The 17003-nt window shown below is 38.7% G+C and carries 15 protein-coding genes; 7 read left to right on the top strand and 8 right to left on the bottom strand.

Going from position 1 to position 17003, the window contains the following annotated elements:
• Positions 1–237: 237 nt before the first annotated feature.
• The 4 genes from frdA to frdD are packed head-to-tail and all read left to right on the top strand — an operon-like array spanning position 238 to position 3545.
• On the top strand, positions 238–2034 hold the full coding sequence (gene frdA, locus LG402_RS02390) for a fumarate reductase (quinol) flavoprotein subunit (RefSeq protein ID WP_227336367.1): 1797 nt from the start codon (positions 238–240) through the stop codon (positions 2032–2034).
• Positions 2027–2764, top strand: coding sequence for a succinate dehydrogenase/fumarate reductase iron-sulfur subunit (locus LG402_RS02385; RefSeq protein WP_166539726.1), 738 nt, complete (start codon positions 2027–2029; stop codon positions 2762–2764). The genes frdA and LG402_RS02385 overlap by 8 nt, the downstream gene beginning before the upstream one ends.
• A 14-nt stretch (positions 2765–2778) precedes the next feature.
• Entirely contained in the window at positions 2779–3171 is a 393-nt protein-coding gene (frdC, locus tag LG402_RS02380; protein ID WP_036933153.1) for a fumarate reductase subunit FrdC, read from the top strand.
• Between the two features lie 14 nt (positions 3172–3185).
• On the top strand, positions 3186–3545 hold the full coding sequence (frdD, locus tag LG402_RS02375; RefSeq protein WP_023583699.1) for a fumarate reductase subunit FrdD: 360 nt from the start codon (positions 3186–3188) through the stop codon (positions 3543–3545).
• Between the two features lie 73 nt (positions 3546–3618).
• Here the strand turns inward: frdD and sugE are convergent, their stop codons facing one another.
• From sugE to hydN, 4 genes are all read right to left on the bottom strand, one after another.
• Positions 3619–3933: a quaternary ammonium compound efflux SMR transporter SugE gene (sugE, locus tag LG402_RS02370; protein WP_072069833.1), complete on the bottom strand. Its 315-nt coding sequence runs from the start codon at positions 3931–3933 to the stop codon at positions 3619–3621.
• A 130-nt stretch (positions 3934–4063) separates the two neighbouring features.
• Complete coding sequence (hybG, locus tag LG402_RS02365) at positions 4064–4354, bottom strand: hydrogenase maturation factor HybG (protein ID WP_227336366.1); 291 nt, start codon at positions 4352–4354, stop codon at positions 4064–4066.
• An 8-nt stretch (positions 4355–4362) separates the two neighbouring features.
• Positions 4363–4704: a hydrogenase maturation nickel metallochaperone HypA gene (gene hypA / locus LG402_RS02360; protein WP_109409209.1), complete on the bottom strand. Its 342-nt coding sequence runs from the start codon at positions 4702–4704 to the stop codon at positions 4363–4365.
• 72 nt (positions 4705–4776) lie between these two features.
• On the bottom strand, positions 4777–5334 hold the full coding sequence (hydN, locus tag LG402_RS02355; protein ID WP_109409208.1) for an electron transport protein HydN: 558 nt from the start codon (positions 5332–5334) through the stop codon (positions 4777–4779).
• A gap of 404 nt (positions 5335–5738) precedes the next feature.
• On the opposite strand from hydN, the gene LG402_RS02350 reads away from it, so the two are divergent.
• Both LG402_RS02350 and LG402_RS02345 read left to right on the top strand, forming a co-directional pair.
• Complete coding sequence (locus tag LG402_RS02350; protein ID WP_109409207.1) at positions 5739–7352, top strand: sigma 54-interacting transcriptional regulator; 1614 nt, start codon at positions 5739–5741, stop codon at positions 7350–7352.
• Between the two features lie 171 nt (positions 7353–7523).
• The gene (locus LG402_RS02345) at positions 7524–8411 is read left to right on the top strand and encodes a 2OG-Fe dioxygenase family protein (protein WP_109409206.1); all 888 of its coding nucleotides are present in this window, start codon (positions 7524–7526) and stop codon (positions 8409–8411) included.
• A gap of 22 nt (positions 8412–8433) precedes the next feature.
• Here LG402_RS02345 and LG402_RS02340 read toward each other — a convergent pair whose 3' ends face one another.
• The 4 genes from LG402_RS02340 to fdhF form a co-directional block, all read right to left on the bottom strand.
• Positions 8434–9210, bottom strand: coding sequence for a MurR/RpiR family transcriptional regulator (locus LG402_RS02340; RefSeq protein WP_109409205.1), 777 nt, complete (start codon positions 9208–9210; stop codon positions 8434–8436).
• A gap of 109 nt (positions 9211–9319) precedes the next feature.
• A complete protein-coding gene (locus tag LG402_RS02335; protein ID WP_166539724.1) occupies positions 9320–10681 on the bottom strand; it encodes a 6-phospho-alpha-glucosidase in 1362 nt (453 codons plus the stop codon).
• A gap of 14 nt (positions 10682–10695) precedes the next feature.
• Positions 10696–12273 (bottom strand): PTS transporter subunit EIIC, encoded by a 1578-nt coding sequence (locus LG402_RS02330; RefSeq protein ID WP_166539723.1) that lies wholly within the window; start codon positions 12271–12273, stop codon positions 10696–10698.
• Positions 12274–12571: 298 nt separating this feature from the next.
• Positions 12572–14716 (bottom strand): formate dehydrogenase subunit alpha, encoded by a 2145-nt coding sequence (gene fdhF / locus LG402_RS02325; RefSeq protein WP_227336365.1) that lies wholly within the window; start codon positions 14714–14716, stop codon positions 12572–12574.
• 529 nt (positions 14717–15245) lie between these two features.
• On the opposite strand from fdhF, the gene eptB reads away from it, so the two are divergent.
• A complete protein-coding gene (gene eptB / locus LG402_RS02320) occupies positions 15246–16937 on the top strand; it encodes a kdo(2)-lipid A phosphoethanolamine 7''-transferase (protein ID WP_227336364.1) in 1692 nt (563 codons plus the stop codon).
• Positions 16938–17003: the final 66 nt, after the last annotated feature.

Raw genomic sequence — 17003 nt, 5'->3', positions numbered from 1 at the left:
CACACTTTTTTTGCGAAATACGGGAAAACCATCATTCATATCAAATTTCGGTGCCCCACATTTCGTTATACTAAAATTACAGTCAATGATAATAAAGATGTTATCAAGCGCAGTCACAAGGCAGTGAAACAATTTCGTTACGGATAGCTTAAAAAAATAGCATTACAAATTAATAATGTCAGTGAATTGAATTCTAGACAATTATTCCAATTTTCACTTGAACAATGGAGAAGCGCAGTGCAAACCTTTAATGCCGATATAGCGATAATCGGAGCCGGGGGCGCAGGCTTACGAGCAGCAATAGCTGCCGCGGAAGCGAATCCTCAACTGAAAATTGCTCTGATCTCAAAAGTTTACCCAATGCGTAGCCACACCGTGGCAGCAGAAGGCGGATCAGCAGCAGTGACTCAGGCTCACGACTCCTATGATTTCCACTTCAATGATACCGTTTCAGGCGGTGACTGGTTGTGTGAACAGGATGTCGTAGATTACTTCGTTGAGCATTGTCCAACAGAGATGACTCAACTAGAACTCTGGGGATGTCCTTGGAGCCGTAAAGAAGACGGGTCAGTCAACGTCCGACGTTTTGGTGGGATGAAGATCGAACGGACCTGGTTCGCAGCCGATAAAACCGGCTTCCATATGCTACATACTCTGTTCCAAACATCCTTAAAATATCCACAAATTCAACGTTTCGACGAACACTTCGTTCTCGATATCCTTGTTGATGAAGGTCACGCTCGTGGTCTTGTTGCGATTAATATGATGGAAGGTACGAAAGTTCAAATTCGTGCTAACGCTGTCATTATGGCAACGGGTGGTGCTGGACGTGTTTATCGTTTCAATACCAATGGCGGTATTGTTACTGGTGATGGTATGGGCATCGCTTTACGTCATGGCGTTCCACTGCGTGATATGGAATTTGTTCAATATCACCCAACTGGCCTACCAGGTTCAGGGATCCTGATGACCGAAGGTTGTCGTGGTGAAGGTGGTATTCTGGTCAATAAAGATGGCTATCGTTATCTGCAAGATTACGGTCTAGGACCAGAAACTCCATTAGGAAAACCAGAAAATAAATACATGGAATTAGGCCCTCGCGATAAAGTTTCTCAAGCCTTCTGGCATGAATGGCGTGCAGGCCGTACCATCAAAACTCACCGTGGTGACGTTGTTTATCTTGATTTACGTCATCTGGGTGCGAAAAAACTTCATGAGCGTCTGCCATTTATTTGTGAACTGGCAAAAGCGTATGTGGGTGTTGACCCAGTTAATGAACCAATCCCTGTTCGTCCTACTGCTCACTACACTATGGGTGGTATCGAAACCAACCAACAAACAGAAACTCGTATTAAAGGTCTGTTTGCAGTAGGTGAATGTTCATCTGTTGGCTTACACGGCGCTAACCGTTTAGGTTCTAACTCACTAGCAGAACTGGTTGTATTCGGTCGTCTTGCAGGTGAAGAAGCGGTTCGTTGTACTCAAGAAGCTGCACCAGCTAACGCATCTGCACTGGATGCACGTACTCGTGATATCGAAGATGACCTGAAAAAACTGATGAATCAAAAAGGTTCTGAAAGCTGGTCACAAATTCGCGATGAAATGGGTGAATCAATGGAAGAAGGTTGCGGTATCTATCGTACACCTGAATTAATGCAAAAAACCGTTGATAAATTGGCTGAATTAAAAGAACGTTTCAAACGTGTTGAAATTAAAGACACCAGTAGCGTCTTTAATACCGATTTACTGTATAAAATTGAGCTTGGCTTTGGTTTAGATGTCGCTGAATGTATGGCTCATTCTGCAATCAATCGTAAAGAATCTCGTGGTGCACACCAACGTCTTGACGAAGGTTGTACTGAGCGTGATGACGTGAACTTCCTGAAACATACTCTGGCGTTCTATAACCCAGAAGGTGCTCCTCGTTTAGAATATAGCGATGTGAAGATCACTAAGTCTGCTCCTGCTAAACGTGTCTATGGTGGTGAAGCGACTGCACAAGACAAGCAGAATAAGGAGAAAGCGAATGGCTGATGACATGAAGCACATTAAAATGGAAGTCATGCGCTATAACCCAGAAACGGACGAAGCACCTCATTTCGTCACTTATGATGTTCCTTATGATGAGCAAACCTCATTACTGGATGCATTGGGTTATATTAAAGACAATTTAGCGCCTGATCTTTCTTACCGTTGGTCTTGCCGTATGGCGATTTGTGGCTCTTGCGGCATGATGGTTAACAAAGTGCCTAAATTGGCTTGTAAAACGTTTGTTCGTGAATATCCAAACGGTGTAAGAATTGAAGCTCTGGGTAACTTCCCTGTTGAACGTGACCTTGTTGTCGATATGACTCACTTTATCGAAAGCTTAGAAGCGATTAAACCTTATATCATCGGTAATGATCGTAAGCCTTCAGAAGGTCCGAATAAACAGACTCCTGCTCAAATGGCAAAATACCACCAATTCTCTGGTTGTATCAACTGCGGTCTTTGCTATGCAGCATGTCCTCAGTTTGGTTTAAACCCAGAGTTTATTGGCCCAGCAGCGATTACGTTAGCTCAACGTTACAACACAGATAGTCGCGACCATGGGGTAAAAGAGCGTATGCCTCAGTTAAATGGTGAGAACGGTGTCTGGTCTTGTACCTTTGTTGGCTACTGTTCTGAAGTCTGTCCAAAACATGTGGATCCTGCTGCCGCTATTCAGCAAGGTAAAGCAGCCAGTGCGCAAGACTTTGTCATTGCGATGCTGAAACCACGTTAAGGAGGAAACAAGACATGACAACAAAACGTAAGCCTTATGTTCGTGGTATGCAACCAAACTGGTGGACGAAACTCGGTTTCTATCGTTTCTATATCACCCGTGAAGGTACTTGCCTTCCACAACTTTGGTTCAGTCTGGTTGTACTGTTTGGTGTATTCGCACTGAAAAATGGACCAGAAAGTTGGGCAGGTTTCGTTGGATTCCTGAGTAACCCGATTGTAATGCTGATTAACATTGTGACTCTTATTGCGACAGTATTCCACACTGCAACTTGGTTTAAACTTGCACCAAAAGCTGTGGTTATCGTTGTTAAAGATGAAAAAATGCCTCAAGAACCCATTGTTCGTGGTTTTTGGGCTGTCACTATCGTTGTTACTGCCGCTATTCTGGCAGTGGCGTTAATGTAACCCAGGAGGAAATAATGAATCAGAATCAACTTCCTAAGCGCTCTGATGAACCTATTTTCTGGGGATTATTTGGTGCCGGTGGTATGTGGAGTGCGATTGTTTCTCCAGCAATCATCATCCTGCTCGGTATCCTAATCCCTATGGGTATTGCGCCAGAAGCATTTACTTATGAACGTATTATGGCATTTAGCCAAAGCATTATTGGCCGTCTGTTCTTACTGTTAATGATCATTCTGCCAGTTTGGTGTGCATTACACCGTATTCACCATACTTTGCATGATTTTAAAGTGCATGTACCTGCAAGCAAATGGGTATTTTATGGTGGTGCTGCTATTATCAGTGTTCTCGCCATTATTGGTGTATTTACTCTGTAATTGATTAATACGTAAGATAAAAAGCCACTCAACTTTTGAATTGAGTGGCTTTTTTATACCGGATATTCACGATTTAACTCGCTAATTTCAGCCCAATAATACCAAAAATAATCATGGCTAAACTCAGTAAGCGATAGATATTCGCGGACTCACCAAAGACCAAAATACCAAAGATTGCGGTACCCACTGCACCAATACCCGTCCAAATTGCATAAGCAGTACCCGCAGGCAAACCTTTCATGGCGTAAGACAACATTCCCATGCTTACAACCATGGCGCTAATAGTGATAATACTTGGCGTTAAGCGTGTAAAACCGTGTGTATATTTAAGGCCAACAGCCCAAACGATTTCCAACAAACCCGCAACAAAAAGAATAATCCAAGACATAACGTCCCCTATCGATAAATTGGGGTCGTCCCCTGAATACAAAGACAAAAAGCTGGGTCGTCCCAGCTTTTAAAAGATGAAGTTTAAGTATAAGAAAAAGAAATTAATCATGCAATAGCATAAAATTAACTCAATTTTTTTTAGGTGCGCCCTCTTCGCCATAAAGAAAAGCAGTGACATCGTCCTCCACTTCTCCCATTGCCATCAAGGCATCCAGCGTCTCTTTTGCTTCTTCTTCATTGACGATACTCATGGCAAAACCCACATGTACTAATACCCACTTTCCAATCATCGTATGAGGCTCTCCCTCACAGACTAGTGCAATATTCACTTCACGTTTTACACCACAAACATCGACCATTGCATTTTCAGTGATTGTTTTTCCTACTTCAACAACCTGACCTGGAATACCAAGACACATAACAACCCCTATTCGATCTCTATTTGCTTTATTCGCATTGCATCATCATTTTCAACACGCATATTTTGGCTACCACAAGAAGGACATCCCGCGTTAAACGTTGAAACCGTCACGACTTGATGACAATCCCAGCACCACGCTTTTGCAGGAATAACTTCTATATGTAATTCACAGCCTTGTGCAATAGTGTCTCTACAAACAATATCAAAACAAAACTCAAGCGCACTCACTTCAACACAAGATAATGCGCCAATTTCCATCCATACACTTTTTACTTTTTTTGCATTATTTAATTTTGCCTGAGAATCTATTATCTCAAATGCACTTTGGCAAAGTGTGATTTCATGCATGTCGATACCTTATTGAAGCAGGATAAATAATAGCAACTATAGTATCAGCACATAGTTGCTTTATTATTGATCTTAAAACAACAATTCAGCACCGGTTTCAAAAGCTGCTTTACGACGACGCTCTTTCACCATATCTTCGAGTGCGTCTCTATCGATACACACTAAAGCATGCGTTGGGCAAACTTCAATACATGCAGGCCCTGCTTCTCGGTGATGGCATAAATCACATTTATTAGCTTCGGCCTTAAATGCATCAATAGTATTAAGCGCAGTTAATTTGCGCATGACTGGGCGTGAAACCACCTCCATAGTGCCATAAGGGCAAGCCAACACACAGGTTTTACAGCCGATACATTTATCCTGATCAACATAGTAATAATCTTTATTATGAATAATGGCACCATTCGGGCACACATTTGCACAAGGGGCATCTTCACATTGGTGACAGACAACTGCTGTACTAATTGAAAATCCTTTAACCACATGAATTCGCGGTTGAAAATTTTGCTCACTAATTTGCTCAATGGCTAAGTTATCTTGATCGGCTTGCTGATGTGAAACCACACAAGCTACCTCACAAGTATGGCAACCAATACATTTTTTAGGGTCTGCAATGATGAAACGGTTCATCATATTCTCCTGCTTTTTGTTATATATAGCCGTTATATATGGCGATAAATGCAACGCGTTATTCTAATTAAGAGTAATAATTAGAGTATCAATAGAATGAATCTAGCACGGTTCATGCCAATATATTTTTGATATAACTATTCCTTATTTTTCAATTAAATAATCTTTAAATAAAAATGATTATTAATTAATAAATAAGTCACTTCGTCAAATTATTCGACATTTTTGACGATAAATTAAAACGCTATATAATTTATTATATAGCTATTTGATAAGTTTATATTTTTAAGTTTCATTACAGATACAAAAATAGCGGGTTGGATCAAAAATGATTCAGTCATTGATATAAATTTATTATAAACCTACTACAATATAGCTAATTTTTTAGGGCAATCGGTGGTGTCATGAAATTAAGCAGTAACAATGCTGAAACTATGGAGAGCCTTCGTAATGAGCGTAACCAATATCGCATATTGGTTGATATCACAAACTCTGTATTAGCTCATCTAGACATGGATGGTCTTATTTCTGAAGTCTCTAAAGAAATACATCGTTTTTTTGGACTGAATCATATTAGTCTAATGTTATGCCGTACTTCATCACAAAATAGTCATGAAGGTATTCTTTATTCTAGCCGTTATCAGACTGGAAAATCAGTCATTCGCCAACAACGTAAGTTTAGTAGCGCGAATAACAAAGCAGAAGAAATTATTAATCAAAACAAACCTGTCTTAATTGATATTAATAATGAAGATCAAGAAGATGTTTTGATTAAGCGTCTAGTTAAGCAAAATATGCAGACGGCTTTGTTATTGCCACTAGCTTTTAATCATAAGCCACTTGGTTTATTAATTTTAGCACATGAAGTCGGTAGTGTTTTTACCGACGATACCTGTCAATTGCTACAACAGATTGCAGCTCGTATTGGTATCGCTATTGAAAACGCAGCTGCATATGAAGAAATAACGCATCTAAAAGACAGTTTAAAGAATGAGAATATTTGGCTTAATGAGCAAATAGATAAAAACGGATGCTTTAGTGAGATTATTTACCAAAGCGATGCCATGCATAATGTGCTCGAACAAATTGAATTAGTGGCACAAAGTGATAGCACTGTACTTATTTTAGGTGAAACAGGCACAGGTAAAGAATTAATTGCACGAGCTATTCATCGCCTTAGTCAGCGGAAAGGTAAGTCGATGATAAAGATGAACTGTGCTGCTGTGCCTTCTGGCCTATTAGAAAGCGATCTTTTTGGTCATGACAAAGGGGCATTTACGGGTGCAACCAATACGCATATTGGTCGATTTGAAATGGCGGATAAAAGCACTCTATTTCTTGATGAAATTGGTGATATGCCCATTGAATTACAACCCAAACTACTTCGTGTTCTTCAAGAGCGAGAAATAGAAAGACTGGGTGGTAATAAAGTTATTCCTGTTGATGTTAGGCTGATTGCGGCGACCAATAAAGATCTTCATGAATTAACTGATGAAGGTGAATTTAGAGAAGATCTATATTATCGTCTGAATGTTTTTCCTATTATTATTCCGCCGTTAAGAGAACGACCAGAAGATATTCCACTTTTGGTTAAACATTTTACACAAAAAATTGCACGTAGAATGGATAGAAAAATAGATTGTATTCCGGCAAATGCATTGGAACAATTAACTCTTTATCCATGGCCAGGTAATGTCCGTGAGCTTGAAAATATTATTGAGCGTGCGGTTATTTTAACCCGTGGTTCAACATTAAACCTTCAGTTAAAAGAGCTTCACATTAATAAGCCCTCTCGTTTAAAACAGGTACTGACTCAACCTTCATCCATTGAAAAGCGCATGCAAACTAATGCGCCAGAAAGTGATGATGAGGAGCGAGAAAGGATCATTCAAGCGTTAAGAGAAACCAATGGTGTTGTTGCTGGAGCCAGAGGTGCTGCTTTAAAACTAGGATTAAAACGAACAACGTTATTATCACGGATGCAACGCCTTGGTATTTCAATTCCGGAAATACTTTAATTCCAAAGTAATTTCTTCTTCAATTATTTAAGAAGAGTGTAATTAATTACACTCTTTTTTTATTAATTTGAAACTTATTAATCTCTATCTATAATTTAGTTGATTACATTTTATCAATTATTTCTCTAATTAATTATTAATAATATAAACCATCAATGGAGCATATTATATATGAATAGCCTGCTTATAAATAAAATTAATGAAATAAAAAAGGAATACAAAAATAACAAATATGTTTTTATTCCCCAAAATGTTGTTATTAACTTAATAAAGCAATTAGGTGCTGAAGAAAAAGATATCAATACACTAATAGAATACGGCGATTATTTAGCACAAGATCCTACTCTTTCGTTTCGTCACTCTCGAACAGGACGCTACCTTTTTGATAATGACATAGAAACTATCTCCAGATTAGAGTATCAACCTTTTGTTCTCACTGAAGAAGATGGATTTATTCGTGAAGACAGTGGTGCGCAAAGACATTTTAGAGCACTTGATGATCGCTGGCAGAGCAATACAGCCTATCAAGCCTTGTTAAAATTAAAAATGCTATTAATTCAAGGAAATACATTTACTCCTCGTCACTTAACAGATCAACAATCGCCAAAATCAATATCAACTGTTTTTCATTTAAGATTAATTGCTCAACCAGACTCTTTAAGCGAGCTTTCAATTGAAGGAGTGCATAAGGATGGAGTTGACCACACTATGATTGTTATGATGAATAAGCATAATGTGAAGGATAATACTGGTGCTTTACGTGTCCATTCACCACAAGAAGCTATAGGAACACCTTGGCAAGAAATTAACCCTGAAAATGTGCTTTATGAACACAATAATGCACAATATCTTGATGTTCTATTAATTGCAGATAATGAATTAAATCATAGTGGTACACCTATTTTTACTCATGATAATAAAAATCAAGCTTACCAAGACTTTATGGTTTTATTATCTCGTTATCCCACCGTTGATACTCACCCATCACATAAATTCGACTCAATGAATGCACACCCTGATTTACCCTTAACTCTTTATTTAAATCAGTCAGTTGCTTAGTCATAAATCGTTATTACATAAATTAAAATCGTTGAGCTCGGCTAAGTAACAAATCAATAATTAAGACAAGGTTTGATTCAAAGGACGAGCTTTCGATAGTGTCACAATGATAATTCACTGCATCGTCATAAATGGGGAAATGAATATCAGCAAGTTCAGCCAACGGATTGGCACTTGCGCGAGTAAATGCAACAATCTTCATACCAATACTTTTTGCTATTCTCGCCTTTTCAACCACTTGTTCAGTCTCTCCACTACGAGATATCGCAATAAAAACAGTATAGCGTGAAGCATTATTAATAAAGATATTCTTACTGTCACTCAATCCTGAGAGAAATGCATCCTTACCAATCAGCTGTAATCGCTTACTGATATATTCTGAGAATATATGAGAAAACCCTGCCCCATAAATAAAAAATGAATTCTTGCTGTTAATTAAATCAACAAAAGCGTGTCTTTTCTCATCTGAAATTAACGTGAAGGTTTTTAAATAATTCGCCAAAAACTGATCAAAAAGAGGCTCTGTTACCTCGTTTTCATCACTTTTCAATTGATGGGATTTTTCAGCCGTGGATAACAATTGTTTGCAGTAATAAACTAACTCACTATAACCAGAAAAACCTAATTTCTGGCAAAGTCGCATAATGGTCGTTGTCGAAACAAAATTGGCTTGTGCTAGCGCTCTGATCGTAAGTTTTCCAACTTGTGTTGGGTTATCAATTAAATAAGAGAGAATACGATATTCTGCGCGTGTTAATTCTGTTGCTCTTGAGAGTAAAGATGATAATCGTGCCGACATACCGGTTACCTTAATTGATACATCGTCCTTACCAACATAAAAGGAAAATGCTGTTCTGGTGATAGAACAGCATTTTTATTCAATTACTCGTTAACAGCAAGTGTTCAGATCAAACACGCTTACCATTTACATAAGCTTTACGTAATTCAGGCCAATATTCTCGATTTGCTTCGATCATATCATCAAGGATCTTCTTCGCGTGGATCACACTTGGCACCGTTTTATTTAGTGTAAATGCCTCAAGTGCTTTTTCGTAGCTACCTTCAAGGGTTGCCTCCACCAATAATTGTTCTGAAGCCAGTTGTTGCTCTAACAAAGTACGGTGGAAACGAGGAATATCGCCGACACGAATAGGTTCAGGGCCGTGAGATGTGATATAAGCCGGTACTTCAACCATCGCATCATAAGGTAAATCAGAAATTGCGCCTTTATTTTCAACAATCACCAAGTGGCGCTGACGTAAATCAAAAGCTAAAGAGCAAGCAACATCAACAATAAAGGCACCATGAACACCAACATGGAATGCATCGGGTAAAATTCCCGTCTCTTTATATTCTCGAGCAGCTTCAAACAGGCGTTTTTCACGACCATCCATCACTTCGTTTGCACGAGTGTAGTCAGGATCTTGATGTTCCACAATATAATTTGGCATCAAGTAGTACTGTAAATATGGGTTTGGAATATATTCAGGGAATGCTTCCATTAATGGCTGAATATGACGCCACGTTTTCACCCATGATGGATCAGAATGTTGTGGATCAGTTTGAGCTGCATCTTCTGTTAAAAGACCATATTTAGCGATATGTTCACGTAATTCAGGCAGTTTTTCTTCACCTTTTACACGCACAGAAGTAAACCAACCAAAATGATTTAAGCCAAAATAATCCACATCTAAATCATGACGATCCACTTTTAATACAGCGGCCATATTACGCATTGCCGCAACAGGCATATCACAGATATTCAATACTCGAGCATTAGGGCGTAGACGACGCACACCTTCAGCAACAATCGCAGCTGGATTGGAATAGTTTACAATCCATGCTTTAGGAGAGGCATATTGTTCAACTAAATCAATTAGCTCAACCATTGGTAAAATAGTACGTAAACCGTAAGCAAGTCCTCCAGGCCCACAGGTTTCTTGCCCAACAACACCATGACGTAATGGGATTTTTTCATCCTGTTCACGCATTTTGTATTGACCCACACGCATTTGGGCAAATACAAAGTGAGCACCATCAAATGCAGTTTCCGGATCTGTCGTCACCGTAAATTTAATGGTATCGCTATGATCACGGATCACTTTTTCAACCACGGGTGCAATCGTATCTTGGCGCTCTTTATCAATGTCGTATAAACGAATTTCACTCAGTGGAAAATCCTCTAAACGTACCATTAAGCTTTTTACAATTCCTGGTGTATAGGTGCTTCCGCCGCCTGCAATACTTAAGATAAAAGGTGATTTCGTCATCTTACTTTCTCCTATTAAAGTGCGGCTTCGACCGCTTCACGCATTTTTTTCACATGTAATCCATAAACCACTTGAACATTATTACCGTGGCGCACAACGCCTTTAGCACCGGTTTTCTTCAAGATATCTTCATGAATTACATCGACATTTTTAACAATGACTCGTAAGCGGGTATAACAATTATCAACCACTTCAATATTGTCACGCCCACCTAGCCCTTCAATAATCTCTTCACCTAACTCATTAATACTTTCAGTTATTCCTTCAGGATTAGTGACTGTTTCTGTTTTTTTCTTATAGTCTTCTTTGCTGTATAAACGCGTCTCTTCATCATCATCTTCACGACCAGGGGTTTTAAGATTGAGTTTTAAAATCAAGGTTCTAAAGATAACGAAATAGAGAACTGACATAATCAAACCCACCACGATATACATAGGCCAATTTGATTTTTCAGTGCCTAACGGCAAGTTATATAAAATGAAGTCAATGACACCATTTGCACCAATCGCATGAACACCTAATAGGTAGAACAACATCATGCCAATACCCGTTAATACGGCGTGAACCAAAAACAAAACAGGAGCAACAAAGAGGAAGGAAAACTCAAGAGGCTCTGTCACCCCTAACAAGAAAGAAGTTGCAGCCGCAGGAATTAAAATCGCCTTTGCCATCTGCTTTTTCTCTTTTTTGGCCACAGAGATCATGGCAGCAGCCGCTGCTGTTAAACCGAACATTTTAGCGATACCACGAGCATCCCAAATCACAGTGCTGCTGAGTTGTTTTACTTCAGGGCACGCCATTTCAGCAAAATAGATATTTCTTGCACCTTGGTAAGTTGTGCCACAAACATCAGCAACACCGCCTAGTTCGGTATACAAGAATGGGGTATAAACTAAATGGTGTAATCCCGTTGGGATAAGAATACGTTCTAAGAATCCATAAATCAGCGCACCAAAAGCACCAGAGTCATGAATAACAAGTGCCATTTTAGTAATACCTGCCTGAGCAAAAGGCCAGATTTCACACATTAAAACAGCGAGTGCAATGGTGAATGGAATAGCAATAATGGCGACAAAGCAGTGGCCAGAGTAGATAGCCATAATGCCGTTAAATTGACGACCTGAATAACGGTTATAAAGCCACCCAGATATTGCACCTGTTAAAATACCGGCAAATACCCCCATCTCAAGGACTTGAACACCTAATACCATGCCTTGACCTGCAGCTCGCATCTCTTCTGTGCTAACCAACTTCCCTTGCAGTGTTAGCGTAATATTCATAGCATTTGTAAAAATAACAAACACCACTAAGCCAATTAATCCTGCATAGCCTTTATCTTTTTTTGCTAAGCCAACAGGAATACCCACAGCAAAAATCAGCGCTAAATTGACTAAAATAGCAACAGATGATTTTGCGAGTAATTGTCCAATACTTTGAATAACCGGGTGATTTAGAAACGGAATATATTCCGCAAGATTGCCATTGCCAAAGACGTTACCTAAAGCGATATATAAACCAACAATAGGTAATATCAAGACGGGTCCATATAAGGATTTACCAAACGCTTGTAGGGCATTAATGAGTTTTTTCATACGGTATCTCGTTGTTGTTTTCTTACACTCATTTCCATGACAGCATCCTGCGCTGGCCTTAAATAAAAAGCAATTTATCCACTTGATTTAGAAACGGATTACGTTAAAAGTAACATGTTACTTTTTTTATTGTGAGCCAACGCATGGTGAATATTCAGACAGATAAAAAGGGTTTTTTAACGATAAGCTGTAGAAAAAAGATCTGATGACAATAAAAAATCATAAAAAAACCGAGCTTACTGACACAAGGTCAATAAACTCGGTCTTAAGGCAGAAAAACAATATTAATCAGATAAAATTAGCCCTCGGCGGCTTCTCTTAAACGACGTTTAATATTGCTATATTCCGTTTTCACATAGTGTTCTGCCTGAGCCTGCTCCTTGATTGGCTCAACACATACTGCACAATATTTATACTCAGGTGTTTTAGTAATTGGGCTTAAGTTTTCCGCAACCAGTTCGTTACAAGCACCAATCCACCATTGGTAAGTCATATATACCGCGCCTTTATTCGGTCTATCACTGACTGCAGCACGCGTAATTACTTTACCTTGACGAGAGCGTATCCAAACTAGCTCTTGATCTTTAATTCCTAGTTGTTTGGCATCTTCAGTGTTTAACTGAACATAACCTGGCTCATCAGCTAATGCCGCCAATGCTTTACAGTTACCCGTCATTGAACGGCAAGAGTAGTGCCCAACTTCACGGACTGTTGCCAGTACCATTGGGAATTCATCAGACAGTTTGTCAATTGGTGGCGCCCACTCACAAGTAAAGAATTGGGCTTTACCATTAGGGGTATCAAAGTTACCACCATCGTACAGATATTGTGTACCTGGGCTATCTTCTGTTGGGCAAGGCCATTGAATATAAGCCAAGTCCGCCATTTTTTCGTAAGTCGCACCATAATAAATTGGGCATAACTCACGCAACTCATCCCAAATTTCTTTGGTATTGTTGTAATGCATTGGATAGCCCATTGCTGTTGCCATCAGACTGATAATTTGCCAGTCTGTTTTCACATCACCAACAGGTTCAACCGCTTTATAGAAACGTTGGAAACCACGGTCTGCCGCAGTATAAACACCTTCATGCTCACCCCATGATGTTGCAGGGAAAATAACGTCAGCAATCGCTGCCGTTTTGGTCATAAAGATATCTTGGACTATCAGAAGATCCAGTTTTTCAAAGGTTCTACGGATGGTTGCCAAATCAGGCTCAGTTTGCAGTGGATCTTCACCCATTACATAGTGAGCTTTTAATAAGCCGTGATCGATATTGTGAGGAACTTCACTCAACGCATAGCCCACTTCATCAGGCATTGATTCAATGCCCCAGAACTTAGCAAATTTCTCACGTGCTTTTTCATCGGTAACGTATTGATAACCCGGTAGTGTGTTAGGTAATGCCCCCATATCACACGCGCCTTGTACGTTATTTTGACCGCGAACAGGGCCAACTCCGACATATTTTTTACCTAAATTACCAGTTAATAATGCCAAACTAGTCAGTGAACGGACCGTTTCAACACCTTGGTAGAATTGAGTTACCCCCATTCCCCAAAGAATTGTTGCTGTTTCTGCTTTTGCGTACATACGCGCAGCTTCACGAATGATTTGAGCACTCAAACCTGTCGTTTCTTCAACTGATTCAGGTGTATAGCTTTCAACTAATTTGCAATATTCTTCAAATTGCTCAGTGTGATTTTCAATAAAGGATTTATCATGCAATCCTTCTTCAATAATCACATGTGCAATCGCATTTAATAGCGCAATGTTAGAACCATTTTTTAAGCCTAAGTGTAAATCGGCTAAACGTGCTGTTTCGATGTAACGAGGGTCACATACAATAATTTTGGCACCCTTTTCTTTCGCCTTAACAATACGGCGAGCAACAATAGGATGCGAGTCTGCGGCGTTATAACCGAAGACAAATAGACATTTGGTATCCTCAATCTCGACGATTGAGTTGCTCATAGCACCATTACCGACCGAACGCTGCAGACCTGCAACCGAAGGGCCGTGTCAGACACGAGCACAGCAGTCTATATTATTATTTCCGATAACCGCACGAGCAAATTTCTGCATCACGAAGTTAGCTTCGTTACCCGGACCTCGTGATGAACCGGTTGTCATAATAGATTTAGCACCGTATTTCTCTTTGATAGCAAGCAGTTTGCTACTGGCAAACTCAATCGCTTCTTCCCAAGAAACCGATTCTAATTTTCCGCCTCTTTCACGACGGATCATAGGTGTTTTAAGACGTGGAGTCAGTATCTTAGTATCATGGATAAAATCCCATCCATAATACCCTTTCAGACACAGCTCACCTTGGTTTGTTAAACCATTGGCTCCTTCAGCGCCAATGATTTTACCGTTTTCCACCTTCAGGTAGATTTTGCATCCTGAGGCGCAATACGGACAGACCGTGATGACTTTTTTCATCAACATTGCTCCTGTGTTCATCAACTTTCAGGTTATTACCTGATTCTCTCCTTTATCTATGCAGAGAGTGTGCCAAATAAGCACGCTTTTTTAGCTTTTTGTAATACAATGAAAAATAAAGAAAAATAAATTTGATAAACTAATAAGCAAATAATGAATAATAAAATAACAGGGGGTGATCGACACTAATGACGATATTTATGTCGACTTTCGTTTCCATCAATATACGTTATACATAAGAACTTATAGCGAAAGAACATCTTTCATTTGATAAGAAATAACAATTGAGCAAATACGCCTTCTTATCTGCCTTTATCAAGGTCTTACCGTATATAATGATGACAATCTCCTAATATCTCTACCAATATTTCTATCTACTAAAACTATTTAAAATTAATAATTTTGATATTAATGTTATTCAAATAAAAAATTTTTAAACTTCAATAAAAAAAAGCACATAATACTGAACCTGAAAACAACATCGCGGTCATAAAGACCTCTACACCATACATTTTGATAATAATTGAACATGCAAAAATTAAAGTTTTTAAGGTTTTCGAAAGAAAATATTGCCCTTTTTTTAGCAGTCTACCTTGGTTTTTTTCTTAATCTTTCCGTTTACATTGGCCGATACGGCACACAGAATACAAACAACCCCCTCATTGATGCATTATATATTCTAGGTGAAATTGCCGTTAATATTGCCTTCACCTTCTTCTTATTACGATTACTCTCTTTCTTCGGCACTCTCTTTTTTAAAATAATTGCCTCTTTTATTCTCGTCGTGAGTGTTTGCGCTAGTTACTATATTTCTTTTTATGACGTCGTCATTGGATACGGTATTATCATTTCAACACTCACCACCGATACCGATTTATCTAAAGAGCTGGTTAGCCCAAATGTAATTATTTGGATTATTGGCTTATCTATTTTGCCATTGGCGCTTATTTGGCTATGTAAAAAACCAGAGAAAAATCTCACGACTCAACAAAAGAAAAAAATCTGGATAAAAAATACGGCCAAAATGCTTGTGATCGCACTGGCTGTTTTTGCCTATTTGAAAACACTCGATTCAAGACAAAAAGCCTATGAAATAAAAAATAATTTGGATTTACCAAGTTATAGTGGCGGCTTAAGTTATGCATATTTACCAACAAATTGGATTATTCCATTATTTCAATATGCAATAACGCAGTATGACGATACGTTTAATAGCCAAAGTATTTTTGATCCTGCCGAACACTTCACATACCAACCATCAAAGGCTAATGAAGATGTGTATGTTGTCTTTATTATCGGTGAAACAGCAAGATGGGATCATATGGGATTGTTAGGGTATGAACGCCAAACGAATCCTCTATTAAGCCAAGAAAAAAACCTTGTTGCCTTTAAAGGTATTTCTTGTGATACCGCAACAAAGCTCTCTTTAAAATGTATGTTTGTACGAGAAAACGGAACAGAAAGTAACGACCAACGGACATTAAAAGAGAACAATATTTTCTCAGTTCTAAAACAACTAGGTATGACATCAGAACTCTTTTCAATGCAAAGTGAATTGTGGTTTTACAATAAGCTTGATTTAAATAACTACGCCATGAAAGAGATGATGACAGCAAAAAATAGCAATTTTGGTAAAGAGCTTGATGACACCTTATTAATTGCTGAAACAGCAAATGCGGTTTCTCAGCATCCAAAGGGAAATCATTTAGTGATTTTACATACTAAAGGCTCTCATTTTATGTACTCACAGCGTTACCCTGAATCATTCAAAAAATATCAACCTGAATGTTTAAATGTGGATGATGAGTGTACTAAAGAGCAGTTAGTGAATGCTTATGATAACTCTATTCTTTATACCGACTATTTTATTGATGGTATACTCAACACATTACGCGATAAAAAAGCCATTGTGTTTTATACCTCCGATCACGGTGAATCTATTTCAGAAAAAGGTGGCTTACACGGCACACCAAAAGAAATTGCTCCACCGGAACAATTTAGAGTTCCTTTCTTAGTGTGGATGTCAGATAGCTATTTAGCAGAACCTCAAAATAAACAGTTATTTGATAACCTAAAACGTAATCAAGATACACAGCGCACGTTCTATCACCATAATATTTTTGATTCAATGTTAGGTTGCTTGGGTTATTCATCACCTGATGGTGGCATTAATAATCAAAATAACCTCTGTTTTGGTGATACACCATCAACCCAAGAATAATTTTTTTAAACTAACAATATTCTTTTAAGTTGATAGAAAAAATAAATTGATAGAAAAAACCCACGT

Origin of the sequence: Proteus sp. NMG38-2, assembly GCF_020640995.1 — a bacterium.
Taxonomy (GTDB): Bacteria; Pseudomonadota; Gammaproteobacteria; order Enterobacterales; family Enterobacteriaceae; genus Proteus.
The sequence above is the reverse complement of the archived record's forward strand: the minus strand, read 5'-3'. Positions and strand labels throughout refer to the sequence as shown.

What these genes read in the sequence shown, in the direction of transcription:
- LG402_RS02385 (WP_166539726.1), top strand. Translation starts at nt 2,027, where the DNA reads ATGGCTGATGACATGAAGCACATTAAAATGGAAGTCATGCGCTATAAC.
- frdC (WP_036933153.1), top strand. Translation starts at nt 2,779, where the DNA reads ATGACAACAAAACGTAAGCCTTATGTTCGTGGTATGCAACCAAACTGG.
- frdD (WP_023583699.1), top strand. Translation starts at nt 3,186, where the DNA reads ATGAATCAGAATCAACTTCCTAAGCGCTCTGATGAACCTATTTTCTGG.
- sugE (WP_072069833.1), bottom strand. Translation starts at nt 3,933, where the DNA reads ATGTCTTGGATTATTCTTTTTGTTGCGGGTTTGTTGGAAATCGTTTGG.
- hybG (WP_227336366.1), bottom strand. Translation starts at nt 4,354, where the DNA reads ATGTGTCTTGGTATTCCAGGTCAGGTTGTTGAAGTAGGAAAAACAATC.
- hypA (WP_109409209.1), bottom strand. Translation starts at nt 4,704, where the DNA reads ATGCATGAAATCACACTTTGCCAAAGTGCATTTGAGATAATAGATTCT.
- hydN (WP_109409208.1), bottom strand. Translation starts at nt 5,334, where the DNA reads ATGAACCGTTTCATCATTGCAGACCCTAAAAAATGTATTGGTTGCCAT.
- LG402_RS02350 (WP_109409207.1), top strand. Translation starts at nt 5,739, where the DNA reads ATGAAATTAAGCAGTAACAATGCTGAAACTATGGAGAGCCTTCGTAAT.
- LG402_RS02345 (WP_109409206.1), top strand. Translation starts at nt 7,524, where the DNA reads ATGAATAGCCTGCTTATAAATAAAATTAATGAAATAAAAAAGGAATAC.
- LG402_RS02340 (WP_109409205.1), bottom strand. Translation starts at nt 9,210, where the DNA reads ATGTCGGCACGATTATCATCTTTACTCTCAAGAGCAACAGAATTAACA.
- LG402_RS02335 (WP_166539724.1), bottom strand. Translation starts at nt 10,681, where the DNA reads ATGACGAAATCACCTTTTATCTTAAGTATTGCAGGCGGCGGAAGCACC.
- LG402_RS02330 (WP_166539723.1), bottom strand. Translation starts at nt 12,273, where the DNA reads ATGAAAAAACTCATTAATGCCCTACAAGCGTTTGGTAAATCCTTATAT.
- eptB (WP_227336364.1), top strand. Translation starts at nt 15,246, where the DNA reads ATGCAAAAATTAAAGTTTTTAAGGTTTTCGAAAGAAAATATTGCCCTT.